The sequence below is a fragment of the Shewanella sp. NFH-SH190041 genome, from assembly GCF_024363255.1.
Classification (GTDB): Bacteria; Pseudomonadota; Gammaproteobacteria; order Enterobacterales; family Shewanellaceae; genus Shewanella.
Genome location: NZ_AP026071.1, coordinates 30926 through 52065 on the forward strand (window position 1 = coordinate 30926; position 21140 = coordinate 52065).

Consider the following 21140-nt stretch of genomic DNA (forward strand, 5'->3'; position numbering starts at 1 on the left):
TCCACAACAAAACAAATCTATCCGCAAGCGGCCCTCAAGAACCGGAATAATCCCCAAATTTCAGCATGAATTGATAAGCCGCATATTCAGGTTCCCATACCTTGAATTGGATTTGATAAACCGGATAGGCTGAATCGGGCGTAATGGGTAAATCAAACTTTGCAGCCTCAGTAAATAACATGCGCATATCAGCAGCTTTAACCAGCGGATGGCGCGTATTAACAGCAAAGTGACGATCAATTTCTGTGTGATACCAATCCTCAATTTCCTGATACGCAGGCAACAAGCGTTTCAATGGGGCTGAGATATCACCAATATATGCCTCCGCCGCATCATGTAATAACCCCGCTAATTTTAATGCCGGGGGCAATTGCTCACTGACCAGAACGCAATGCTGCGCCACACTATAATTACCCACATGCCCGTTATAACGGTTAATGTATGCCAGCGCCTGGGCAATAGATTCAATATCTGGGGTAAACGGCTGGCAAAACTGGTGTTGTTCCCCGTTATTTAATGCAATCACAATGACTCCCTAAATTAATGGTTGATATTTGTTGGCCAATCCAGCGCATCACTGGCACCGCCATACTGTTGCCGATAGCCTGAATCCTCGGCTTATCTGGACAACATTCTGCTGGTTCACCCCGCCAAGGAATCCGAGTGTAGTTATCAGGCATCCCTTGCAACCTTTCACGCTCAACTGGCAGCAAAGAACGAATCCCGTTATCAAGGTGGTGATACACAATCAAATCTGTAGGGCCTTTGTAATCCCGAGCTAAAACTGTACTAGCCGTTATCCCAGCGCCATATTGACCAAAGCCTGTAAGATCAAAAACAGAAACATTTAAACGATGATGGCTTGATTCATCAGCGCTTGGCTCAGTAACGGATGATTCTTCCTTTTTAACCTCACAGCCCGCCTCAAAATCCCCACGCAAGCTTTCGGTGTCAGAAAATAGCGGCTGTCTATCTTCCCAATTTCCAAAATCTGCAAATACGAACACTCGGCGGCGGCGCTGCGGGACTCCGAAATATTGGGCGTCGAAAGTAGCCCACTCGACCAATCCGGTTTTACCAAAACAACAACCGGCCCCGCCCCACTTTTCGGGCATTGGCTGCTGGCTGCCAGATAACTGGCTGAGAACCTGGCAAAAATCCTGCCCTTCATTGCTGCTGAACGCACCGGGGACGTTTTCCCACAACGCAAATCGCAAGCCACAGTGTTTTCTTGCCCACCGGATGATTTTGATTGCTTGTTGAAACAAACCGCTTCGCAGGCCATTCAACCCCCCTCTTTTCCCTGCAATAGATAAGTCCTGGCACGGGCTACCAAACACAATGAGATCAAGCCCTCCCAGTGCCTTAATATCTTTTTCTTTGATATTGTTGATATCCCCTAGATTTGGCACAGCGGGCCAGCGCTCAGCCAACACGGCAGAGGCAAATGCTTCATTTTCACAAAAGGCAACTGCTGACCAACCTAATCCCTCCCAGGCTAACGTGGCGGCCTCAACGCCACTAAATAAGGATAAATACTTCACTCTGCACCACTCCCCAACAAAATAAGCTCATCCCGCGACAAGCGCGCAAGTGGCCTAGCCTCCCCTGGCCAATCACGATCAAAAATAATGACTGCACTGGCCAGCCCTGCTGATGTGGGCGCATCTTTTTTACTATCTTTCGGGCGATACCACTCTGGTGCAGAAAAGGTAATCCGGCCCGCAATAAACTGGATAAAATCCGCATCGTCCGGCCACCAAGCCTCTGATGTGGCCGCCTTAACTAACAGTAAGATCTTGGCACCGGCATCAGCTTGCTGGCGGCAATAATCAATAATGGGGCACATCCCCGTAATAAATTGATCATCCTCAGCAAATGGCCGACTATAAGGCGGGTTAGCGTAAGCGGCACCACTCAAGCGTTTAAGATCTGCTGCTAAATCTTGCGTAAGCGCGTTTTGCCGGGCAGTGTAATAATTTGGGTAAAGATGATTGCAATCATCTGCAAACATATCTAACACCACTGGCCCCAGCTGCGGCGCAAAGTGCCGCGCTAAGCCGGTAGCTATCTTTTTTGGGGTCTGCCATTGGTCGCCAATATCCCGCAATCTATGGTGTTTACGCTTTTGTAAGGCTTTAAGTTTTTTGGCATAACTATTTATTTTTGCTGGCATCACTCCCCCCCCAGCAAAAACACTGGAATAAGCCCTTGGTGATGCAAGGCAATCCCAACCACTGCCAAAATTAACGCTATCGCAAAGCAGGTAAAACTTTCAAAGAACCTGCAGGCGCAAGGTTTCATGCCACATTCTTTGCACTGACTCATCCTTGCCCCCGGTATTTTTTATAACCACCTAACAACATAGATACCGCCTGTTGAAATCGTTGATCAGCATTGCCACGCTTTTCATCGTTCAATACCAAAACAAACGAATCAGCTGCCGCCTGTCTCACCTGGCCAGGCAATGCGGATAAAATGCGCTGCACCTCCATATGCTTGCCACCTAATGGCAGCAAAGGAACCTCACCACCATGCTGGGCCATAAAGTCGATAAGAAAATCATTCGCAGCCTTGCGGCCCCGCTGCATATAAATAGATTGATATTGCTGACTGGCTGGGGATTGCTCGGCAGGGGAAAGGGCGGATAACTGGGCATCAATCCATTCCCGATCCGATGATGTGGTTCGGCCATGATAAAACAGCGGCATTTCTGGATCGGGGAAAAACGGTTTTAATGAATCACTCATACCGACCCCCTGGCTTTTTCCTGCTCATACTTCTGCCAACAGGTTTTAGCGATGTTGGTATGTTTTCTGGCAATCAATGAAATGGTGCTTTTCTTTACGCCGGTATCTCTGCTGATATCAACCCCACGGTCGCCAGCATCCAAACGAGTGATAATTTTCATCATCATTGCCTGGCTTAATCTGTTGCGTTTACGGGCTGGCTTATCCCCCCCCACAAAGCTAGTACAAGCTGCAACCTGAGCGTGAATATTGGGCAGCCCTGTATCAACAGTTACCGGCTTAGGCGGCGGGGAATAAGGTTTATCACGCCGAAAACCACCGCAACTTAACTGATGCACCACAACCTGAGTGAAATCCTTATCACTGGCATCAAAACCAACCCGCCGGGGAAAAATTATCCCTTCACCGTCAACCATAAGCCCTCCTTAGTATTTGTTTCCTATCCTAGTAATATTTTACTAAGTGTCAACATTAATATCACAAAGAAAGCGGAAATGGATATTTTGATATGGGAATATTGAAATATCGAAAAATCTAACGCAAACAGACAGTTATATAAGTCACTGAATATAAAGCGGAAACGGAAACCAACCTTTTTCAACCAAAAAAATTTCGGATTTCCGCGCCCCCGCGACCCCGCACGTTAAAAATGGGGGTCGGGAGTACCTTTTCTCAAATATCTATTTAATCTCTATGCGGGCAGTGACGTGCCACTCGCTGAGAGCGGGGCTGTGACGTGCCACATGGCGGGAGCCTGGCCGGCGGGTGGGTGTGACGTGCCACATGACGGGAGCCTGGCCGGCGGGCGGGTGTGCCGTGCCACAAAAGCGGGTGCGGGCGGTGGTAATACTTTAGGATGATTATTAATATTTAAATATTTAAATATTGAAATATGCAGAGGGCAGGTTAAACTAAGAATCAAAGATAAATATATATATAGGAATAACCGCAATGGAAACAACATATAAAGCATTCAGCATTTACATTGAACCCAATGCAGATCGATATAGCGGGGGGTTTGAGTGGTCAGTGTCATTAAATGATGAAATCATAAGCGATGGGCTAGCATGGTCTGAAAGTGACGCAGAGGCAGCGGCCAAAGCCTTTGCCGATAGCTATAAAAAAACACAATTAACAGTAAATGATTGCACTATGACAATAGAGCAAAGCAATCAACAGGAGGGCTTTTGCTGGAATTTAACGGATTCTGAGGGGCTTTTTATAACTAACGGCTTTGATTATTCATTAGCTGAGTGCGTCACATCAGCAAAAGCAGCGATTGAAAAATATCTTTAATCATTAGGATCATAACCATGAAATCTAACAGCAAACCAGCCCCTGAATTAATCGCTATTACGCCAGTTTGTGATGGCCTATCTGAAATCAGTATCAGAATGGATCAGGACAGCTGGAGCGCTTGGTTACTGCAAAACCTAAACATTACGACTGAGGATAACCAACACGATCAGGGCATTGGTTATGTCGTTATTCACAATCACCATATTGACGAAATAAAAGCCCAGTTTTAATATTTAAATATTGAAATATTAAAATATCTATATATACTTAAATTTATAGGCGGCCCGCTCGGGGTCAGCCACCAACCAGCGGGAGCTGAGACAATGAAAATCATTGACGCATTAAACATTTTAGGGTTATCCGGCACAGTAACCAAAGCCGAAATAAAAAAAGCATATAAAGCCGCATCATTGAAATATCACCCTGATCGCAACCCTGCAGGCAAGCAAATGATGCAGGCTATCAATGAGGCATGGACGACCCTCAAAGAGCTTGATCAAGCCACTGCTGAAACCGAACAAACAGCGGGATCATACAACTGGGGCGAACAATTAAACAGCGCGTTAAACGCTGTGATCAGCTTGGACGGGGTAGATATCGAAATTTGCGGGAATTGGATCTGGCTGAGCGGTGACACCCGCCCCCACAAAGAAGCGATAAAATGCGCCGGGTTCAAGTGGGCAAAAAATAAAAAAATGTGGTACTTCCGGCCCGATGATTATCAGCGCAAGGGGCGCGGCAATTGGAGCATAGACAAGATCCGCAAGAACCACGGATCAAGCAAAGTCAAAACCCAAACCCGCCAAGCCATCGCCGCCCACTAGAAAGGATTGCCAAATGATAAAGCGCAGCGCCGAGATCATCATTATTGTTGTCACTGTCACCCTAGCCGCCGCCACCTATGGCAGCGCCTGCGCCGCACTATGTGGCACAATTGGCGGCCTTTACTTATTAACAACCCCCCGCCCCTAATGTGGGGGTTTACCTTGGGATCTTGTATAGGGTGCCAAGGTAAACCAAAGGCTGATGTTTTAATATTTGGATATTGAGATATTGAAATATTTAGATATCAACATATAATTTGATTCATAGGCGGCCCGCACAGGGTCAGCCACCAACCAGCAGGAGCTGAGATCATGAGTACAAGAGGCGCTATCACCATCACCGAAACTCACCGCCATTGCGACACAATGCAAGCCTGGCATTTTTACAATCATTATGACATGTACCCCGCAGGCATGGCCGCCATGCTACAAAAGGCCATCAAAGAAGGCACCCGCCATGGCATGGTACAAAAAATCATTACCGCCGGTGAACACTTACAGCTGTTAGATACAAGCTGCCAACATTTCGATCTGGCTTATCGTTATGACATAAACGCCGACACCCACCAGATCACCGCCACAGAATACCCCTTTGATGGCCCTAGCCGTGAATTTTACAGCGGCCCTATTTGGGAGTTTTGCGCCCGCTTTTTACCTGAAGCCACTTTTTATAATGATCACTTAAACCCCGTAACATACTGGCGACCAGAAAAAGGAGCCAAGCTGCAGTTAATTACCTGCAGCTTGGCAGCAGAATGGGCAGAGGAAAATCTAAACCGCGCTAAAAAACTAAAAGACAGCCCCGCCGCCGCGCAGATAATGCAAAGCTATATCACCAAAGCAGAGCGCCTTATCAATCTAGCCGCTGTCACACAAGATCAATTGCAGGAATGGGCCGAGGCCGTAAATACGCAGATGAAAGAAAAAGGCGGCGTACCTACCGCATAACAACCCAAGGCGGCCCGCACAGGGCCAGCCACCAACCAGCAGGAGCTGAGCCAATGCGAAATATTTATGTGAAAATCAACGGGCGCTTAATCTGGATAGCGCAGCTGAACGAAACCGCCGCGCAAAGCTGGAAAGCCAGGCGGCCTGAGCGGATAATCATCTGATGTCAATTTATGCCAGAGTACAAGCCAGGTTATCCCAAGCCGCGCAAATTGCTGCGCCGGTTTGGGTGATCTGGACTGGGCGCGGATTCTATCAATATGCTGGGCCTGTCCATTGCCCCATGCAAGCCGCCACATTTAGCAATTATCAAATTGCCGTCACACTGGCCAAAGAATTAACCCAAGCGGAAAAACACAGCTGCTTAATCATGACACAATCAAAAGCTTTCAAGTTCTTGGCCAGCAATACAAAAGGGGAATAGGATATTCAGAAAAATATGTAATAAATAGCTATAAATAATTAAAATAGCGCCTTGAATTGTCCCGATTCGGGACGTATACTAAATAAAAGGTTGAGGCAAAGGGCTAAAACCTATCTTAAAAGGATTTACATTATGGATATTAAATTCATCGAAAAAGATCAGCAATGGCAAAATGAGCAAACCGTTTATTGGTTCAGTGTTAATGAAGAAAACTATGGGATTGCAGATCAGGGCGGTGATCTTACATTGCTTGATTTTGAGGGCTACCCAATAGACGAATGTAATGATCATGAAAATATCAAAGCCGCATTAATCCCGCATTACGAAAAACATATTATGGATTAACATGGCCTCACAAAACAGAACTGACCTGCTAACAAGGCTAGTCAAGAAAGCGGGAAGTGTTCGCAAAGCCGAGCAAATTATCTTAGATTCAAAAGGTGTTGCCCCATCAAAATCATCAATAGATCGAGCATTGAAAGGTTCAGGAACTGATTATTCAGTGCAATGTATGATTGATGATCTCTCTCAAGCGTTAAGCCATTAGCTCAGCTAATGGCTTAACACATTTTTTCCCGAATAGCCTATTTATGCCCTCCCCAAAGTTCAAGGAAACTTAACTATGCCTAAAAAACTGGATAACCTTGCAGCTAACAGCACCCCAGCCACATCGTATACTGAGCGCTTAGAGCAGGCGATATTGTGGATGGATTATGCAATCAGTGCCGCAGGTGTTGGATTTGGTGGCTTATCAGATGCAGTCAATGATCTTTTGCCAGAGTTGAACAAATCAAAACTGGTAAAGGTAAAGGGGTTTACCCTGTCGCCACCGCCCAGTTATGACGAACTTTATGACGATATTTAGATATTGTAATATTTAAATGTTTAGATATTTTGATATTCAGATATTGAGATATCTCAATATTTAACTAAACTATCATAAACGGCGGCCCATACCGGGCCAGCCACAACCAGCAGGAGCTGAGATCATGGCTTTATCATCACAAGATAAATATGCTTTATACCTAAACTCATTTTGCCTAACCCTGTGCGGCGGGGCCATTTACGCCGGTGCCAGCCCGCAATTTTTATTGCCTATCTGGCTTGTGGTCTGCGCTATCCCTACGGCATTAGCTAGCAGCCTGCGCCACGCAACACAACAATTAAAAGCAACATCACGCAGCAACACCCCACCCCCCAAAAAAGCGCCCCAGCCAACGCCCAGTTTTATCAAGCCAACATTATGGCAGGGCAACAGCTTAAAGGGCCGCTGGATAGTCACCCGCAAAGCAGATGGCATCAGAGCAATAAAACACCAGGGCCAAATAGTTACAACCAGCGGCAACCCTTGGCCCATCCGCCCAGAATTAATGCCGAGTAATGAGGCCGAAATCTATTTCGGGCCTGGCAACTGGAAAAAAAGTGATTTAGCTATGAAAGGTAAGATCCCGGTTATGCCCGCACAAATCTATGCTATTGACACCCCCGACCCCCGGCTAATGATCAGCATCATCACCAATCCCACCGCCGAGCAAATCAACCAAATGATGGCCCAAGAACTGGCCGCTGGCTGGGAAGGGCTGGTATTGCGACAGGGTGACACCTGGATCAAAGTAAAGAAAAAAGAAACCCACGACACCCCAATTATCGGCGTTAACAAAAAAGCCGGGCGGGTCATATCATTGGCCACTCATCACGGCAATGTGGGCAACCTGAGCGCAGCCTTAAAAAAGCAAATACAACACGATGAGGGCGCAATCATCGGGCGCATTGTTGAAATAGAATGTATGGAATTAACGAAAAACGGCAAATTCAGAGAACCCAGAATAATCCGTGTCCGTGATGATAAAACCCCGCAAAATATCGTGCCATTTCCGGGGGGTGTTGCATGAGTCTTACCGCCATGAATTTAACCAAGTTAACCACCATCACCAACCTATTAGGGGCTGAGTGGACGCTGGAACAACGGCCAGAAAAAGTGCATGACTACATGGCCAAAATATTTCATCGCAGCAGCAATGCCGTGCTGTATATCAACAGTAACAATCGCCGCTGGACAATTAGCGGCCTATGGCCAAACCGCAAAGACTGGCGCAACTTTACCATCCACCAAATTGATCGGGATCACCCCTACAGCAAAATAACGGTAAATGCTGAACGCTCGGGGCAAGCCATCGCCCGCGATATTCAGCGCCGCTTTTTACCCCATTACTTAGATGGCCTGGATAAAGTGAATCAATACATGACTAAACTGCAGCAAAAACAGCAGCAGTTTGAGCAAATGGATGCTTTTTTACAGCAACACATAGCGATTGAACACATACAAAAAAGCACATGGTCAACCAGCTACACACTGGCCCACAGCAAGGGGCAATTCACCTTGTCACAGCAGCGAGAAACAGAATTAACCCTCACGGGGTTATCAATAGAACAACTGCTGCAAATTATGCAGATAGTTAACACACCAAAAACGAATCAATCAGGTACAACACAATGAAAATCACACTCACCGCCGCCGGTATCACAGCAGATATTGATCCGGCCAGCTGCCAAGATATCACCCAGCCAGGCTACCGCGCCCCCTCGCTGGATGATATCCACGCTGTCAAAAATGCCTGTCAGTGGAGTCGCGCCGAAATTGCAAACCAACTCGGCGTTAATGCCAAATTGGCAGGCAACTGGCTCAATCCGGGCCAAGGCAGTAGCAGCCAAATTCCATGGGCCAGCTGGATCATTTGGCTACACAAAGCCGGATTAATTGAAATCGGATAAATCAACCGCAAGATGGCGAGGATAAATAACATCAGGTAAGCTGAGATTTTATTGTCTAATCTTGGGTTAAAACCATCGCATTTATGTGATTAGATTTATCTCAAATATTCTCCCAAAAAAAGCTCATGAGCTATTGACGTGCTCATGAGCTTTTTCTATTATAGTTACATCAAGACGAAAGGGAGATAATCATCATGAATATTACCAGCATGGAACATAAAGAGGCTTACGACCGCATTATCAAGATCCTTACCGATGGGTCGGAAGATGCAGAAAAAGTATCAGCGTTAAAGTTGATAGCGGATGAGCTGGGCGTAGACCTCAGCAGGGATAGCATCGATAACGAGCTTGGTTTGACGATCCTGTACGGCGACGGCCTTGACGGAATAGTAAGCTGTGAAGAAGATTTACGCTCCGACATTGACTTGATAGCGGAAGAAACGTCACTACCAAAAAAGTATGTAAATGATGCGATTTTTGACGATTGTTCTGATTCGGTTGAACACTTCGACTCCGGTTTCTATGCTGGCGGTGTTACTGTGTATAACTATCCGCAGCTTTTACGTTCTTTGAAAGAAGAATCTTGCGAGTCCTTTGAAACAAGCAGCAGCTAGAGATGACAAAATGGCTACTGAATACCGAAAGAATAAAAAGCAAATATATGGTTGTTTCTTGTCAAGCGAGGACGCTGCAATAGTCCTCGCTGCAATTGAAAAAGCAGCTAAAAAAACAGGTGTTACAAACAATCGCAAAAACAGGTTAGCACTTCTAGAAATGGCACGTCATTACAACGAAACAACATGAGTTATCGCTACGGCAGTCACAGTGTGTACTGCCGTCCACTACCAATATCATTAAAGCTGCTCGTTATAATGCCGCATCCGCTCACATGCCAAGGCATTTTCTACAGATCATTTGGCTACACAAAGCCGGATTAATTGAAATCGGATAAATCAACCGCAAGATGGCGAGGATAAATAACATCAGGTAAGCTGAGATTTTATTTTCAAGGATGAAATATGTCTCACTTACTCGCCGCCATTATATCGCTGGCCAGTCCAACATCAGATTGGTATTTCACCAGCGAAAAAGACCCATTTACAAACCAGCATTGGCAGCAAACCTTGGGGCAAAATGCTCGGGGAGATATCATGGCCCTGCTTTGCACTGAAACCCGGTTAACGCTAACCTTTAAACCGATTAACTCAGACGGGCCATTTCGGGCCAAGGCATATGCTTTTACAGATAACAATCCAGGCATGGAGCTATCAGGGCAAACCGGCTTGAATGGCTTTTATGCCGAACAACAAACCCCAGCATGGGGGGAAAACTGGGATCAGCTCATCCAACAACTGCGCACCAGTCATATTCTCCATGCGAGAGTCTTTGGGGATAAAATAAGCTATACCATGAGTTTTGATATCAGCGCCGCCGGGCGCACCATTGGCGATGTATTGGCATTTTGTCAGGCTAATCAAGCCGCAAGAACCGGACAGTAATCCTATTTTTATATCATTAAAGCTGCTCGTTATAATGCCGCATCCGCTCACATGCCAAGGCATTTTCTACATATTCAGAAATGGCTTTTACGCTGTTGCTGGATTGATTCAATTGTTCCCTTGCATCGACTAGCCACCCCGATGCAACGGATTGAGATACCCAACAATCATTAGTCCCCCACACCAAATTACCGACTTTGGCACCATCAAGATAACCATCAAAGTCATGGGCTTGATGATCAATAACTGATTGCGTAAGCACTTCAAACTCCTGCAAGTTAGCCAGGGTACTATCAACGGCACTGTCCACTGCAGACTGCCAAGATGTAAAGTCAATCTTTGAGAATGTAGTCGTATCGTCAACAAGTTCGGCAAATGCCTGCGCCACCACTTCGTCGGTAATATTCATAACCCTCTTAGCCTCCATTAATAGGATATCGGGTGATTGTTATTCCTCAAAAACCAAGCAATAACCAAAACCATCCACACCATCAGTACAAATTGCCTCCGATACAGATGCGTCTGGCTCAAAGACCACTTTCAACTCACCACCACGAATTTTACCAATAATATATTCAAATCCTTCGCAATCATTCTCTTGGGCATTTTTAAAACCATCCTCAACAACATCTTTTAGTGTTTTGTTCTTGCTATATGCCAATGCCATAAATCCTTCCCCATTGTTATTCTTGCGTTCTTGAGTGTGCGTTAACTCAAAACTGACTTATCTGGCTGATAACATTCCGGGGATAAATCAATCACCATCACCCCCGGCGGGCCATCATGAAACAACTGCAGCGCCTGGCCCGTATTTAACCAACCCATAATTTGGTTAAACTGGGCCAAGGGGCATTGCTGAATATTCACGATCAGCAACCCCCACACATTGACCTGGCTCAAACTATTTGGCCCGGCAATATCACGCATCACATCACGCAGCGCCAGCATCACCCAATACTCCACGTAAAACACTGCGCTGACCATTGTGACCGGCCGGGCTGACAATACCGCCCTTTTCCATCATTTCAACCAATTCCGCCGCCCGGTTGTAACCTATCTTAAAGTACCGCTGTATCATCGAAACGCTGACCCGGGATTCCGCCTGCACTAATGCCACGGCCTCACGATACAACGCCGGATCATCACACTGGCCTAGCTGCGGCGCGTTATCAGAAACAGGACTACGAAACAGCACATCACTCGACCAAACCCATTGCGGGGGCAACCCTAGCCCGACAGACTGGCACAGCTGTACAGTTAAAGTACGGCATAACTGGCCAAACACATTTAGCTCATCAGCAACACCGCCACCATCAAAATCAAACGCGCCGAGATCCACCTCTAGCCCCTGGATGCGCCCCGAGTCATTCAGGGAAAAACTGGCATAGCGCCAAGCCACGTCATGGGCTTTTACCCACCCCAATAATGCCAATTTTTTAATATTAAAATATGTCAATATCTCAGTAAGGAGATCCGCCTGCAAATCAGCATTACTTAATTGTAAAACCGTTTTATCCGCAACGCCTTTCACCGTGCCGCCTAATGTCAGGCCAGCGCTAACCGTGCCAGTGGTAATCCACCGGCTAAATGCGCCGGATATAACCTCTGGCAAGAACTCGACTACAGATAAATCAAACATCTGACAGATCAACGCTTTCGCATCTTTCACTACGCCAGCGCCAGTATTATTGAGATAAACCATCCCTGCCGGGATATCAAAAACCATGATCAATGAATCAATATCCGATGGCACTTCGGCCAATAACAACTGCAGCTGCTCTGACTTCAATTTACTGATCTGCTCATCATCAAGCCTACGACCATCACACTCTAATTTATCCAATGCTTTTTTATAACGTTTGCTCAGCTGGCCAGCATCAACCGTTCGGGATTCTTTGATGTAGCGCAACATCAATAATTGGCCATCATCCGAAAAAAGGGCCGGGATATTCTCATCCATATCTAAGCTACCGAACCCACAACTTGATTTTGACGGTTTAGCATCATCTATCGGCGTATGTGGCTGCCCCAACACCGCATCTAATACCAATTCCCGCACAAACATATCAGGATTAAACTGCAATATAGTGAGATTTTTAAATAGAGCTAACATCTGATTCATTGCCCCCAATGAAAGGTGATAATAACGCCAGTACCGCATCTTCCCGCTGGCTAACGATGGCAAGCATGGACACCCACAGGGGCCGCCAGTCCCTGTGCCAATTATTAAGTGAGATTTCAGCCTCAGCGGCCAACTCTCGAATAGATAACGCACTACCGCCCCGCAACAACTGACTGCGGTACTCCTGCAATGCTAAGACGCATAACCTGGCAGCTTTCAATCGTTTTGCCTCGGTCAGCGGATGATCAGCCTCTAATGCAGCCAACAAGCTGCTTTGCGCCTCAGCAACTAACGCCGCATCGGGCTGCGGTGAATATAACGTGTGCATCATGGCACCATCTGGGTGCCGGTGTACCCGCCGCAGGATCTTACTGTTATCAAATGCCCAAGGCGGCAATGGACAACTCGCCCCAAACTTTCGCCCAGCAGCACATGAATGGCGCGGGCGCTCTGTTGGCCGGTACGCAGAGATCAGCAGTAAACGCAGCAAGCGGTTCTGCCCTACGCTGGATAATGCTAATCCAGTGATACTTTTACCCCCAGTACATGCAAGACTGATTCAACTTTTCTCACGCCAAAATCAATCGTTTCAGCATTTTTATCCCGCATCACGCTATACAGCCAGCCCAACTCCACACCCGCTTCCGTGGCGATTTGAGGATAATCACCGCGCCGGTGAGCAAGCTCTCGCCTCAGTTGCATGACTAACACTGACTTTTTTGTGACTTTATCCACCAAAGCAATCCCTTGTGTTATTTATAATAGTTTCTTAGTAATATATTACTAAATAAAAACGGTTTTCGGTATTACTTTCCTGAAATAGTTGGCTATCATGTTTAACATGAAAACAAATCCTAAAAAAACACTGGCGCACAATCTCTCGAATTTGATGCACCAGAACGATATGCGCCAGCCTGATGTTGAACGGGCCAGCCAGCGCCATGGTGGCGTTAACCAAAAAACCATCAGTAACTATTTGGCGATGGCCAAAGAGGAAAACGCTTGTAACCCAACACTGGAAAAAATTGCCATACTGGCGGCGGTGTTTAATTTACAAGCCTGTGAATTATTGGATCCCACACTCGGCAACCCAAAAAGTGAAAAACTTGACGCTGAAAAAATGCTCACAGCTTTAAATGAAGGAATAAGCCTGATGTTTGAAGCGGGGATTTTGACAGATGAAAATGCTCATCAAATGATAGGGGTCATGCCTGAATTGGCAAAAATTTCAACTCTATTTTATAACAGCACCCCCGAAAGCCGCCAAGCTTTGCGGGATGCTGCCGTTATCTTTATTGACAAAAAAGCGGTATAACATCAGCCTGCCCGGCAGCTTCTGCTGCAGGGTGAGTTTTTGCTTTAAAATTTTTCCATGCCTTTGCTTTTGCCTGAAAACTCACTAACGCAACCAATCGCTCATCTGCAGGCAGTGTCATAATCTGATTATATTCTTCTAACAACACCACGGCCTGATGCTGTACTGATTTATGCCTGGCATCAGAGCAAATCTGATTAGGGCGAGGGACGGCATCAAAAGCTGCGGCTAATTCTCTCGCCTCGGCCGCATTCATTGGTGCCTCCACATCACGCACGAACCGATAAATAACGGCTTTGCCCAGTAAGACACAAATAAGCAATAACGCAACAGCAGCGATATAGGCGACCATGTGAAACTCCCTTTCTTCTTTTTAACAACATCAGCCCCAAGTATCCTGCTAAGGGCGATAACATAATCAGCGCATAAAAGACGTACACTAACCACACAGCACTACGGTAAAACTCTCCCAGCACATCAGCACCGCTGTATCGGTCAATCATGCGTAAAATATTGACCAAGACAAAAAAGCAACTCCCTAAGCAAGCCAGAACCAAATGCAAAGTAATATGAAGATGCAGCCACCGGAATAGCTGCATCATCAACGCGATCATGGTGACTTCAACCAAGGCCCAAAATAAATACCAATACTCGCCCGGCACAACATGATCCAATAATCCGCCAGTGGTGAACCATTGCCACACAGGATCATGCACAACCCAGGCAAACAAGCCAAAGCATGAAATCACCATAGTTAGCAAACGATGCTCACCAACCCGCCAATTACACACCAACGCCACTAAACAACAAATTGCGTATAAATTCGCAATCAAATAGTGAAACATTTGCTCAGTAGCATCTAGTAACATAACTACTTGTCAGTATTATGTTGCTCAGAATCTTTCTTTGCTGGGGTTTTGACCCCCTTCTCATTCTCTAATGGCGGTTCGCCACCACCACCACCAGGCATATTGCAGAACTTAATACCATTTAATCCAAACATGACACAATCCTTATATTAACTATGGATAAACAACATTTTAGCTAACACACTTTTACCATATTTCAACAAAGAAAAATAACACTAATGTTTAGCTACTGGATGAATATACAGCTGTTTCAAGACGGCTTTCAACAACTTTTTTTAGTAATATATTACTAATAAAGGCATACAGTATTGAATCGGGTATATAATTGCAAGTATGATGATTAAGTGCGCAAACAGTGATAAGGATCTGGATCAGTAATGGTGGGATCTGTATGCTTAGCGGGGCAAATGAAAACGCCCGCAAAAGCGGGCGTCAAAAACTTACCTGTATAAAAACAAAATCATGTTGGCGCATGACGACTTTTTATACCTCTGATGATAAGCATCAACCTTTTCATCAGAGCAAAGCATTTGGACTAAGCCGAATGCAAAAACAGAATGCAATTGGACACAAAAGAATCCTGTTGATGTAACTGAAAAGCACTAAGCACAACAAAGGGCATTTCAAGATACATTTTAAGTTGTGAATCCACTTGCATTCAATATTAAACAATAAAAATATTTTAATATTTTAATATTGGAAGCAAAGAGAATGACTCTTACTCAATTTTGGCAACAACAATATGGATCAGCTGATAACTTTCTTAACGAATTTCTAGCAGACATAGCCAAACTGGCCGAACCCATCGGCATTGATATCTATAATTTCAAGCAACATCTGATCCCCAATTTAAGCAATGGCCAGGAAATAAAACTCACTGACCGGCCTGATCATCGCTTTGCCGCCAACAAAAAAACCCATGGCTGTGCCATTTGGGTAAAATCCATCCAATTAAAATCAGGGGTTGAAGTCTACTCGCTAACGCTGCGGGCCAAAGGTGAAACCGAATATTGGGATGGCTACAAAGCATTAGAGCAAGAATTTCAGCGCAGCCGGGGAGTTACCACAAAACACACCCCCGATCATCAACAGCTAGCGCGTCAAGAAAAGCGGCGAAAACAGCAGCAAAAAGCTGAACAACAAGCCCAGCAGCTACAGCAATTACACGCGCAGATAAAGTGCGAATACCTCAAAGCATTTGAACTGGCCAGCAATGGGCAGCATTGCGATTATCTCAGTCGCAAAAAAGTACAGCAGGCAGCCATGTTACCCAATGTTCGCCAAATAAAGGAATATTGGGATAAATCACTAAAGATTATGCGGCCAGTGCTCCCTGAGAACCCAGGCAGCGGCCAGATAAAAACGGTCACAGTAATACCTCTAGCCCGGCTCGGTGAACAACCTGCCGGGCTTCAACGTTTTTCTCTGGACGGGAAATTTCAAACAACAGCCGTTAATGATGGCGATTATAAGGCCGCATTTTTTACATTAGGCAAACTTAGTGATGGCCAACCAATTGATATCTGTGAAGGCTTTGCCACGGCGGCCACAGCATGGATGGCAACCAATAACGCCACAGTATTTGCTGTCAGCGCGGATAATATTCAGCAAGTTATTCCAGTGTTACTGCAGTCATACCCCAATAGCACTATCCGCCATATTACCGATAATGATATCGGCAAATATAAATTAGGCCGAGGCAATAAAGGCTGGCTCAATGGGCTTGAAATGTATCAGCGCTATGGCCACAAAAGTAACTTTAAAGTCGTCTTGCCGGATATGGGCCAGCTGCAGCAGGCAACAGATATCAATGATATTCATTGCCGCCACCCCCATGGCCTGGCAGAAGTCAGCCGCCAACTCAAAAACAACAAATTGCGGATAAACAAATCCCAGTTTAGTGACCGTTTTGAACTGGCGATGAAAATATACCAGGCAAAATCACATCAGCACCAATGCCGCCCCAGTGACATTGAAGCATTGGCCCGAGTTGGTATGGCGCTGGCACCGATAAAATATAGCCCAGAAGATATCAAACTGGCCATCATCGGGGCGGCTAAAATGGCAGGCAATTATGCCGTTCCTGTCAAAAAGGTCGCCAAAGTGATCAACACCTTGGCAGATAAGGCTATCTGGTTAGCTCAGCGTAGCCGCAGTTTCAGCAAGCAAAAGCTGCAGGGCGACAATATTATTTACAAGCGTTTCAATGGCCAAAAAATCACGGGGGAAATTTTTGATTACATTAACCAAATCAGTAATGGGTTAATCATCTTACGCGCCCCCATGGCCAGCGGAAAAACTCAAGCATTAATTAAACCGCTGATGGATCAGCAAGGGCGCTCAACCTATACCGCGCACCGGGTCAGCCTGATCGCCGGTGCCTGCGAGGCATTGAATAAACGCAAAGATGCGAATGGTCATGAATATTGGCTAGATGAGTCGCTGTCCATCAAACATTATCAAAATGACTTAACCGCCGAAAGCGCACCTTTTATACATAAGCTGGCAACCTGCATTAATTCGATAGTGAATCCATTACCTGCTGCTGTGTGCCAACGTTTGGATCAACTATTCATTGATGAAGCGGCCCAAACCATGGACGCAATCACCATTGGCGGTGCCATGCACGCCCCCCAGGCGGTATTTCACCGCTTGCAACAGTTAATGCAAACAAGCCGCAGGGTAGTTTTGTGCGATGCCGATGCTAACGATAACTTAATCCATCTGTGTGAAATTGCTGCGGCTCAACGGGATAACCCGCAAATTCATATCATTGAACTGGAAACCGATGCCAGTCACATCAAAGTGCAATTTTCGGATATTGATACAGTGACAGGCCAAATTGCCGCAGCAGCAGAATCTGGTGAACGGGTATTAATCGCAACCGATAATTGTGCCGAGGCAATATCATTACATGACCAGCTGCAAGAACTCACCGGCAAAACTGGCATGATTATCACCGGGCAAAACAAATCAGAAGATCAACAGCAAGAATTTCAATCCCGGCTTAATCATTTTGTAAATGCCAATGGTGAAACCATCAGCGACAAAAGCCAGGGTATCCCGTGGCTACAGCATATCGACTGCCGCTGGCTAATCTACAGCCCGGCAATTACATCTGGCGTATCGGTTGAAGTGCCTTGGTTTACCCAGCATTTTGCCTTATTTCATGGTCTGTCAGTAACACCTGCTGAGGCTATCCAGATGCTGCGCCGAGACAGAACAACAACGACTATCACCATGGGGATTAAAAGCGCGTCATACAGTGGCGAAACCGATCCCAACCGGATTATCTCGGGCTTTATGAAGGCTGATAGGGATAACGATACTCTCAGATTTGAAATCAATGATAATCATGAAATCATAGCGAAAACCAATGATCCGCAATTTGATAATATGCGGGCCAGATGTTTGGCGACAACAGCAGCTGCCCGCGCCAATTTTGCGAATAATCTATTATGGTGCTTATATGCTGATAAATACAAAATTAGCCGGGTAGCGGATAACCCAGCCAATCAGGCCCGTGGCAAGCTGATGGTCGAGCAAGGGCAGGAAAAAGCCAAAGTGAGCCATATCAATATGGTGTCAGGGGCAGCGACCCCAGATGAAGTCCGATTCCAGGCGCTGCAATCGAAAAAGCAAAGCCGGGGGCTTAATGGTGCCGAGCAAGCCGAACTGATCCGCCATGAAATTGCCAATCAAATGCAAATGCCGGTGAATGAAGAAACAATTTTATGGCACCGCAATGGTGCGATATCCCAAATTCGCCGCTTTGAACTGCTGAAACAACCCACAGAAACATTAGCCGAATATGACCGTATGCAACAAGACAACGGTATCGCGGCCTCCCTACGGGATTACACCCAAGCAAAACAAAATGCTTATAAAGAGTTATTCAGTATCCTGGGCATTGATATGGTCACTGGGCAAGGTGAAACCGATAGCAACAAAATCCGGGCGGCATTTGCGCATTTTATTGCCAATGAAAACAAGCGTGACTTGCATAATGCCGTGTTACGCATTGGCTCAGCTGTCAGGGCGGGGGCGATGAGCAAGGCAGACGAAACCAAATGGGTCAAAAGCGCCATAGAAAAGCTGGGCAATAAACTGGTAAGAACTACCCGCCGCTATGACGCGAATGGTGATCTAGTTTGGCATTACCAGCTCAATGCCCAGCTGTGGCAATCAATGACCGATATCATCACTAAGCGCAATGCAGCCCAAATCAATGCCTGGCAGCCCGGTAATGGCGGGACAACTGGCCCGGGGGCAGTCGGATCACAGTGCGCTGATAGTATTAAACATCCCGTTAGCACTGTGAAACAGGCCGAAAAAGAAAAAAGTCTTTTAAAACAACGCATTGAATACGCAAAACAATGGTGCCAAACCGTAGGGATACCATTTTCTTATGCTAAAAGACAACTTGATAAGGCTGATCGAACCCAACTCACAGGATCGCCACGGGCATTAGTCAGGATCCGGGCCATGATTAGGGATTTATGGCGGTACGATCACCCGGAAAAAGCGACCCAATAGCCACAAAAAAGCCCCGCAAGCGGGGCCATTGATAACTTAATGCGCAGGATTACCGGGCCTGACAGCCCCGGCTTACTCTTTTTTTGCCTCTAAATTTTGCTCTGCCCACTCATTCAGCAATGCCCCGCTTGCCCAACCGGCGGCAGTGGGAGCACCTAACTTTTTACCATCAGGGAAAAATTCACCCCGCACATAATTAGCCATCTTTTTTTCAAAGGTTGCTTGTGTGTTGCCCCGCACGATTCCGTGAGAAATTTCATGTTGCAGCTGGTTAATCACCGGCATCAGAGAAACGCCATTTTCAAGCTGCAGGATTAACCAATCTTGAATACTGTGCCAGGCTTTGGCCCTTGGGTTCCAGTTGCTCCGATCTGTTTGTTTTAGATGCTGCAATAACAAGGAATCTAAGGTATCTAATGATGTTTTGCTGGCCTGTTCCTCTGGGGGATAATTGACCATAATGGTTGCAACATCTTGGGATAATTGAAATCCTTCGTAATGCTCTTGGGTTGATTTATCGCCACCAGCATGGCCAAGAACCCGAGCGCGATAGGCAGCGGGTGATTCATTGGGTTGCCGGGCAATATCCATACTCACTGCCACCCATATAGCCCGTGTACTTTTAAAAGTAAACTCAGTGCCTAATAGTGATTTTGTATAAGTGTTTAAACTTGAGGCATATTTTTGCTGCACGGCATCATTATGCGCATAATCCATCACATCACCTTCGACCACTGATTTAGTTTGGCTTTCACCCTGGTAATCAATAAAAGATACCGTTTCTTTTTTCAGCGTCCGGCGCAGCTTTCTAAATGATTTGATAAATAAATCGGTATCAATCAGGCAGGGGATTTGATACGGCTTTAATTTTTCCAATAATTTACGGTTTTTTGTTTTGAGCTGGCCACTGAATAATAATGTATCTTCATCAATAACTTTAAAGCTGCCGGTTCTTAGTATTTCGGTCATTCGCCGCCCACTGGCTAAGGCCAGGGCGGTGGCTTGCTCTGCAATACTGGTTTGTTTTTTGTTCAATGAATCGGTGATACATTCAACGATCCAATCTGGATTAATATCCACCATGTTGCTGTGTTTTTTGCTCAGATTTTCAGCCGAGTTTTGTTCATTAATGGATTTTATAGATGATGGCAGACTTAGGTAGTAATACAGAACAAAGGCAATTTTGAGTTGTTGCAGGTCACTATAATAATCAGAGCTTCTATCTAAGTTATCTTGTCTTGCTTGGGCCAACAGCTTTATCTGATTATCGTGCAAATCTTTCAGCGGCAATGTGGGATCCAGCATTTTGGGTAGCTTAGAATTGAGTTTTTTATACTTGTTTACAAACTCGGGCAGTGTCTTATCTACCTGATGGTGTTTTATGCCGCTAGCCAGCACCATCTGGCGATATGATGAAAATATAGAACTCAAATATGCAGGGCTACAAAGCATTTTTCCCTTTAGTTCACCTGACACTTTATCGGTGTTCCATCCCAACCGCTCTAACTCCTTTCTAACCAGACGGCGAGATACATCCAACAGATAATTATTGCGCAATTTATCATCGGATATTGTTTCAGCATGTTGCTGAGAATTACTTATAAAAGTCAGGATATGCTCTGGCCTGGCAAACTTTAACGTCCCTTTCATTTTTACCACCTTTTATTTTCAAATATACACAAGTACAAGAATCATAATAGCTCAAAAAATAACTATACACAAGTTTTGTGTTATCCAACTATACACAAGTCTAGAAATCCAACTATACACAAGTCTAGTAAT

At 45.7% G+C, this 21140-nt stretch carries 31 protein-coding genes; 16 read left to right on the forward strand and 15 right to left on the reverse strand.

Translation table 11 applies throughout. From position 1 onward, the window contains the following. Positions 1 to 34 precede the first annotated feature (34 nt). From NFHSH190041_RS19470 to NFHSH190041_RS19490, 5 genes are all read right to left on the reverse strand, one after another. On the reverse strand, positions 35 to 526 hold the full coding sequence (locus NFHSH190041_RS19470) for a hypothetical protein (protein ID WP_261925211.1): 492 nt from the start codon (positions 524 to 526) through the stop codon (positions 35 to 37). Then, entirely contained in the window at positions 510 to 1544 is a 1035-nt protein-coding gene (locus tag NFHSH190041_RS19475) for a DNA cytosine methyltransferase (RefSeq protein ID WP_261925212.1), read from the reverse strand. Before NFHSH190041_RS19475 ends, NFHSH190041_RS19470 begins: the two co-directional genes overlap by 17 nt. Then, the gene (locus tag NFHSH190041_RS19480) at positions 1541 to 2176 is read right to left on the reverse strand and encodes a phage N-6-adenine-methyltransferase (RefSeq protein WP_261925213.1); all 636 of its coding nucleotides are present in this window, start codon (positions 2174 to 2176) and stop codon (positions 1541 to 1543) included. The genes NFHSH190041_RS19475 and NFHSH190041_RS19480 overlap by 4 nt, the downstream gene beginning before the upstream one ends. A 148-nt stretch (positions 2177 to 2324) precedes the next feature. Next, entirely contained in the window at positions 2325 to 2750 is a 426-nt protein-coding gene (locus NFHSH190041_RS19485; protein WP_261925214.1) for a hypothetical protein, read from the reverse strand. After that, positions 2747 to 3166 carry a hypothetical protein gene (locus tag NFHSH190041_RS19490; RefSeq protein WP_261925215.1) on the reverse strand — a complete coding sequence of 140 codons (420 nt, stop codon included), beginning with the start codon at positions 3164 to 3166 and terminating at the stop codon, positions 2747 to 2749. Before NFHSH190041_RS19490 ends, NFHSH190041_RS19485 begins: the two co-directional genes overlap by 4 nt. Positions 3167 to 3701: 535 nt before the next feature. Between NFHSH190041_RS19490 and NFHSH190041_RS19495 the strand changes: the two genes are divergently transcribed. From NFHSH190041_RS19495 to NFHSH190041_RS19560, 14 genes are all read left to right on the forward strand, one after another. Beyond that, positions 3702 to 4046, forward strand: a complete 345-nt coding sequence (locus tag NFHSH190041_RS19495; RefSeq protein ID WP_261925216.1) for a hypothetical protein — start codon at positions 3702 to 3704, stop codon at positions 4044 to 4046. Positions 4047 to 4063: 17 nt separating this feature from the next. Beyond that, positions 4064 to 4279 (forward strand): hypothetical protein, encoded by a 216-nt coding sequence (locus NFHSH190041_RS19500; RefSeq protein WP_261925217.1) that lies wholly within the window; start codon positions 4064 to 4066, stop codon positions 4277 to 4279. A gap of 93 nt (positions 4280 to 4372) precedes the next feature. After that, positions 4373 to 4873, forward strand: coding sequence for a DnaJ domain-containing protein (locus NFHSH190041_RS19505; RefSeq protein ID WP_261925218.1), 501 nt, complete (start codon positions 4373 to 4375; stop codon positions 4871 to 4873). A 13-nt stretch (positions 4874 to 4886) separates the two neighbouring features. After that, complete coding sequence (locus NFHSH190041_RS19510) at positions 4887 to 5021, forward strand: hypothetical protein (protein WP_261925219.1); 135 nt, start codon at positions 4887 to 4889, stop codon at positions 5019 to 5021. A gap of 164 nt (positions 5022 to 5185) precedes the next feature. Beyond that, positions 5186 to 5821, forward strand: a complete 636-nt coding sequence (locus NFHSH190041_RS19515; protein WP_261925220.1) for a hypothetical protein — start codon at positions 5186 to 5188, stop codon at positions 5819 to 5821. 163 nt (positions 5822 to 5984) lie between these two features. Next, entirely contained in the window at positions 5985 to 6245 is a 261-nt protein-coding gene (locus tag NFHSH190041_RS19520; protein ID WP_261925221.1) for a hypothetical protein, read from the forward strand. Between the two features lie 132 nt (positions 6246 to 6377). After that, positions 6378 to 6590 (forward strand): hypothetical protein, encoded by a 213-nt coding sequence (locus NFHSH190041_RS19525; protein ID WP_261925222.1) that lies wholly within the window; start codon positions 6378 to 6380, stop codon positions 6588 to 6590. 277 nt (positions 6591 to 6867) lie between these two features. Beyond that, positions 6868 to 7110, forward strand: a complete 243-nt coding sequence (locus tag NFHSH190041_RS19530) for a hypothetical protein (protein WP_261925223.1) — start codon at positions 6868 to 6870, stop codon at positions 7108 to 7110. Positions 7111 to 7234: 124 nt separating this feature from the next. Continuing rightward, positions 7235 to 8137 carry a hypothetical protein gene (locus tag NFHSH190041_RS19535; protein WP_261925224.1) on the forward strand — a complete coding sequence of 301 codons (903 nt, stop codon included), beginning with the start codon at positions 7235 to 7237 and terminating at the stop codon, positions 8135 to 8137. After that, entirely contained in the window at positions 8134 to 8742 is a 609-nt protein-coding gene (locus NFHSH190041_RS19540; protein ID WP_261925225.1) for a hypothetical protein, read from the forward strand. Before NFHSH190041_RS19535 ends, NFHSH190041_RS19540 begins: the two co-directional genes overlap by 4 nt. Then, complete coding sequence (locus NFHSH190041_RS19545; protein ID WP_261925226.1) at positions 8739 to 9017, forward strand: hypothetical protein; 279 nt, start codon at positions 8739 to 8741, stop codon at positions 9015 to 9017. The genes NFHSH190041_RS19540 and NFHSH190041_RS19545 overlap by 4 nt, the downstream gene beginning before the upstream one ends. A 194-nt stretch (positions 9018 to 9211) precedes the next feature. Continuing rightward, the gene (locus NFHSH190041_RS19550; RefSeq protein ID WP_261925227.1) at positions 9212 to 9631 is read left to right on the forward strand and encodes a hypothetical protein; all 420 of its coding nucleotides are present in this window, start codon (positions 9212 to 9214) and stop codon (positions 9629 to 9631) included. A 10-nt stretch (positions 9632 to 9641) separates the two neighbouring features. Further along, on the forward strand, positions 9642 to 9821 hold the full coding sequence (locus NFHSH190041_RS19555) for a hypothetical protein (RefSeq protein WP_261925228.1): 180 nt from the start codon (positions 9642 to 9644) through the stop codon (positions 9819 to 9821). Between the two features lie 215 nt (positions 9822 to 10036). Beyond that, positions 10037 to 10516 (forward strand): hypothetical protein, encoded by a 480-nt coding sequence (locus NFHSH190041_RS19560; protein WP_261925229.1) that lies wholly within the window; start codon positions 10037 to 10039, stop codon positions 10514 to 10516. A gap of 16 nt (positions 10517 to 10532) precedes the next feature. On the opposite strand, the gene NFHSH190041_RS19565 is transcribed toward NFHSH190041_RS19560, so the two are convergent. Genes NFHSH190041_RS19565 through NFHSH190041_RS19595 form a run of 6 tightly spaced genes read right to left on the reverse strand, consistent with a single transcriptional unit; the run spans position 10533 to position 13373 of the window. After that, complete coding sequence (locus tag NFHSH190041_RS19565) at positions 10533 to 10925, reverse strand: hypothetical protein (RefSeq protein WP_261925230.1); 393 nt, start codon at positions 10923 to 10925, stop codon at positions 10533 to 10535. Between the two features lie 39 nt (positions 10926 to 10964). Further along, positions 10965 to 11183 carry a hypothetical protein gene (locus tag NFHSH190041_RS19570; RefSeq protein ID WP_261925231.1) on the reverse strand — a complete coding sequence of 73 codons (219 nt, stop codon included), beginning with the start codon at positions 11181 to 11183 and terminating at the stop codon, positions 10965 to 10967. Positions 11184 to 11224: 41 nt separating this feature from the next. Beyond that, on the reverse strand, positions 11225 to 11467 hold the full coding sequence (locus NFHSH190041_RS19575) for a hypothetical protein (RefSeq protein WP_261925232.1): 243 nt from the start codon (positions 11465 to 11467) through the stop codon (positions 11225 to 11227). Continuing rightward, positions 11448 to 12638 carry a DNA translocase FtsK gene (locus NFHSH190041_RS19775; protein ID WP_410010887.1) on the reverse strand — a complete coding sequence of 397 codons (1191 nt, stop codon included), beginning with the start codon at positions 12636 to 12638 and terminating at the stop codon, positions 11448 to 11450. Before NFHSH190041_RS19775 ends, NFHSH190041_RS19575 begins: the two co-directional genes overlap by 20 nt. Further along, positions 12613 to 13128, reverse strand: a complete 516-nt coding sequence (locus NFHSH190041_RS19590; protein WP_261925233.1) for a hypothetical protein — start codon at positions 13126 to 13128, stop codon at positions 12613 to 12615. The genes NFHSH190041_RS19775 and NFHSH190041_RS19590 overlap by 26 nt, the downstream gene beginning before the upstream one ends. Before the next feature lie 26 nt (positions 13129 to 13154). After that, positions 13155 to 13373, reverse strand: coding sequence for a hypothetical protein (locus NFHSH190041_RS19595; protein WP_261925234.1), 219 nt, complete (start codon positions 13371 to 13373; stop codon positions 13155 to 13157). 106 nt (positions 13374 to 13479) lie between these two features. Here NFHSH190041_RS19595 and NFHSH190041_RS19600 point away from each other — a divergent pair, with 106 nt between their 5' ends. Then, positions 13480 to 13953, forward strand: coding sequence for a hypothetical protein (locus NFHSH190041_RS19600; RefSeq protein ID WP_261925235.1), 474 nt, complete (start codon positions 13480 to 13482; stop codon positions 13951 to 13953). Here the strand turns inward: NFHSH190041_RS19600 and NFHSH190041_RS19605 are convergent. The 3 genes from NFHSH190041_RS19605 to NFHSH190041_RS19615 all read right to left on the reverse strand — a co-directional run bounded on the left by NFHSH190041_RS19605 (position 13931) and on the right by NFHSH190041_RS19615 (position 14956). Continuing rightward, complete coding sequence (locus NFHSH190041_RS19605) at positions 13931 to 14209, reverse strand: hypothetical protein (protein WP_261925236.1); 279 nt, start codon at positions 14207 to 14209, stop codon at positions 13931 to 13933. The two genes, NFHSH190041_RS19600 and NFHSH190041_RS19605, sit on opposite strands and share 23 nt — an antisense overlap. Before the next feature lie 13 nt (positions 14210 to 14222). Then, positions 14223 to 14705, reverse strand: coding sequence for a hypothetical protein (locus tag NFHSH190041_RS19610; RefSeq protein ID WP_261925237.1), 483 nt, complete (start codon positions 14703 to 14705; stop codon positions 14223 to 14225). Positions 14706 to 14824: 119 nt separating this feature from the next. Next, a complete protein-coding gene (locus tag NFHSH190041_RS19615; RefSeq protein WP_261925238.1) occupies positions 14825 to 14956 on the reverse strand; it encodes a hypothetical protein in 132 nt (43 codons plus the stop codon). Positions 14957 to 15533: 577 nt separating this feature from the next. Between NFHSH190041_RS19615 and NFHSH190041_RS19620 the strand changes: the two genes are divergently transcribed. Continuing rightward, positions 15534 to 19358: a plasmid replication protein, CyRepA1 family gene (locus NFHSH190041_RS19620; protein ID WP_261925239.1), complete on the forward strand. Its 3825-nt coding sequence runs from the start codon at positions 15534 to 15536 to the stop codon at positions 19356 to 19358. A gap of 72 nt (positions 19359 to 19430) precedes the next feature. On the opposite strand, the gene NFHSH190041_RS19625 is transcribed toward NFHSH190041_RS19620, so the two are convergent. Continuing rightward, entirely contained in the window at positions 19431 to 21008 is a 1578-nt protein-coding gene (locus NFHSH190041_RS19625; RefSeq protein ID WP_261925240.1) for a telomere resolvase, read from the reverse strand. Between the last annotated feature and the right edge of the window lie 132 nt (positions 21009 to 21140).

Excerpts from the sequence above, each read along its gene's own strand:
- NFHSH190041_RS19480 (WP_261925213.1), bottom strand. The coding sequence starts at position 2,176 with ATGCCAGCAAAAATAAATAGTTATGCCAAAAAACTTAAAGCCTTACAA.
- NFHSH190041_RS19485 (WP_261925214.1), bottom strand. The coding sequence starts at position 2,750 with ATGAGTGATTCATTAAAACCGTTTTTCCCCGATCCAGAAATGCCGCTG.
- NFHSH190041_RS19490 (WP_261925215.1), bottom strand. The coding sequence starts at position 3,166 with ATGGTTGACGGTGAAGGGATAATTTTTCCCCGGCGGGTTGGTTTTGAT.
- NFHSH190041_RS19495 (WP_261925216.1), top strand. The coding sequence starts at position 3,702 with ATGGAAACAACATATAAAGCATTCAGCATTTACATTGAACCCAATGCA.
- NFHSH190041_RS19500 (WP_261925217.1), top strand. The coding sequence starts at position 4,064 with ATGAAATCTAACAGCAAACCAGCCCCTGAATTAATCGCTATTACGCCA.
- NFHSH190041_RS19505 (WP_261925218.1), top strand. The coding sequence starts at position 4,373 with ATGAAAATCATTGACGCATTAAACATTTTAGGGTTATCCGGCACAGTA.
- NFHSH190041_RS19510 (WP_261925219.1), top strand. The coding sequence starts at position 4,887 with ATGATAAAGCGCAGCGCCGAGATCATCATTATTGTTGTCACTGTCACC.
- NFHSH190041_RS19515 (WP_261925220.1), top strand. The coding sequence starts at position 5,186 with ATGAGTACAAGAGGCGCTATCACCATCACCGAAACTCACCGCCATTGC.
- NFHSH190041_RS19520 (WP_261925221.1), top strand. The coding sequence starts at position 5,985 with ATGTCAATTTATGCCAGAGTACAAGCCAGGTTATCCCAAGCCGCGCAA.
- NFHSH190041_RS19525 (WP_261925222.1), top strand. The coding sequence starts at position 6,378 with ATGGATATTAAATTCATCGAAAAAGATCAGCAATGGCAAAATGAGCAA.
- NFHSH190041_RS19530 (WP_261925223.1), top strand. The coding sequence starts at position 6,868 with ATGCCTAAAAAACTGGATAACCTTGCAGCTAACAGCACCCCAGCCACA.
- NFHSH190041_RS19535 (WP_261925224.1), top strand. The coding sequence starts at position 7,235 with ATGGCTTTATCATCACAAGATAAATATGCTTTATACCTAAACTCATTT.
- NFHSH190041_RS19540 (WP_261925225.1), top strand. The coding sequence starts at position 8,134 with ATGAGTCTTACCGCCATGAATTTAACCAAGTTAACCACCATCACCAAC.
- NFHSH190041_RS19545 (WP_261925226.1), top strand. The coding sequence starts at position 8,739 with ATGAAAATCACACTCACCGCCGCCGGTATCACAGCAGATATTGATCCG.
- NFHSH190041_RS19550 (WP_261925227.1), top strand. The coding sequence starts at position 9,212 with ATGAATATTACCAGCATGGAACATAAAGAGGCTTACGACCGCATTATC.
- NFHSH190041_RS19555 (WP_261925228.1), top strand. The coding sequence starts at position 9,642 with ATGGCTACTGAATACCGAAAGAATAAAAAGCAAATATATGGTTGTTTC.
- NFHSH190041_RS19560 (WP_261925229.1), top strand. The coding sequence starts at position 10,037 with ATGTCTCACTTACTCGCCGCCATTATATCGCTGGCCAGTCCAACATCA.
- NFHSH190041_RS19565 (WP_261925230.1), bottom strand. The coding sequence starts at position 10,925 with ATGAATATTACCGACGAAGTGGTGGCGCAGGCATTTGCCGAACTTGTT.
- NFHSH190041_RS19570 (WP_261925231.1), bottom strand. The coding sequence starts at position 11,183 with ATGGCATTGGCATATAGCAAGAACAAAACACTAAAAGATGTTGTTGAG.
- NFHSH190041_RS19775 (WP_410010887.1), bottom strand. The coding sequence starts at position 12,638 with ATGAATCAGATGTTAGCTCTATTTAAAAATCTCACTATATTGCAGTTT.
- NFHSH190041_RS19600 (WP_261925235.1), top strand. The coding sequence starts at position 13,480 with ATGAAAACAAATCCTAAAAAAACACTGGCGCACAATCTCTCGAATTTG.
- NFHSH190041_RS19605 (WP_261925236.1), bottom strand. The coding sequence starts at position 14,209 with ATGAATGCGGCCGAGGCGAGAGAATTAGCCGCAGCTTTTGATGCCGTC.
- NFHSH190041_RS19610 (WP_261925237.1), bottom strand. The coding sequence starts at position 14,705 with ATGGTGATTTCATGCTTTGGCTTGTTTGCCTGGGTTGTGCATGATCCT.
- NFHSH190041_RS19615 (WP_261925238.1), bottom strand. The coding sequence starts at position 14,956 with ATGTTTGGATTAAATGGTATTAAGTTCTGCAATATGCCTGGTGGTGGT.
- NFHSH190041_RS19620 (WP_261925239.1), top strand. The coding sequence starts at position 15,534 with ATGACTCTTACTCAATTTTGGCAACAACAATATGGATCAGCTGATAAC.
- NFHSH190041_RS19625 (WP_261925240.1), bottom strand. The coding sequence starts at position 21,008 with ATGAAAGGGACGTTAAAGTTTGCCAGGCCAGAGCATATCCTGACTTTT.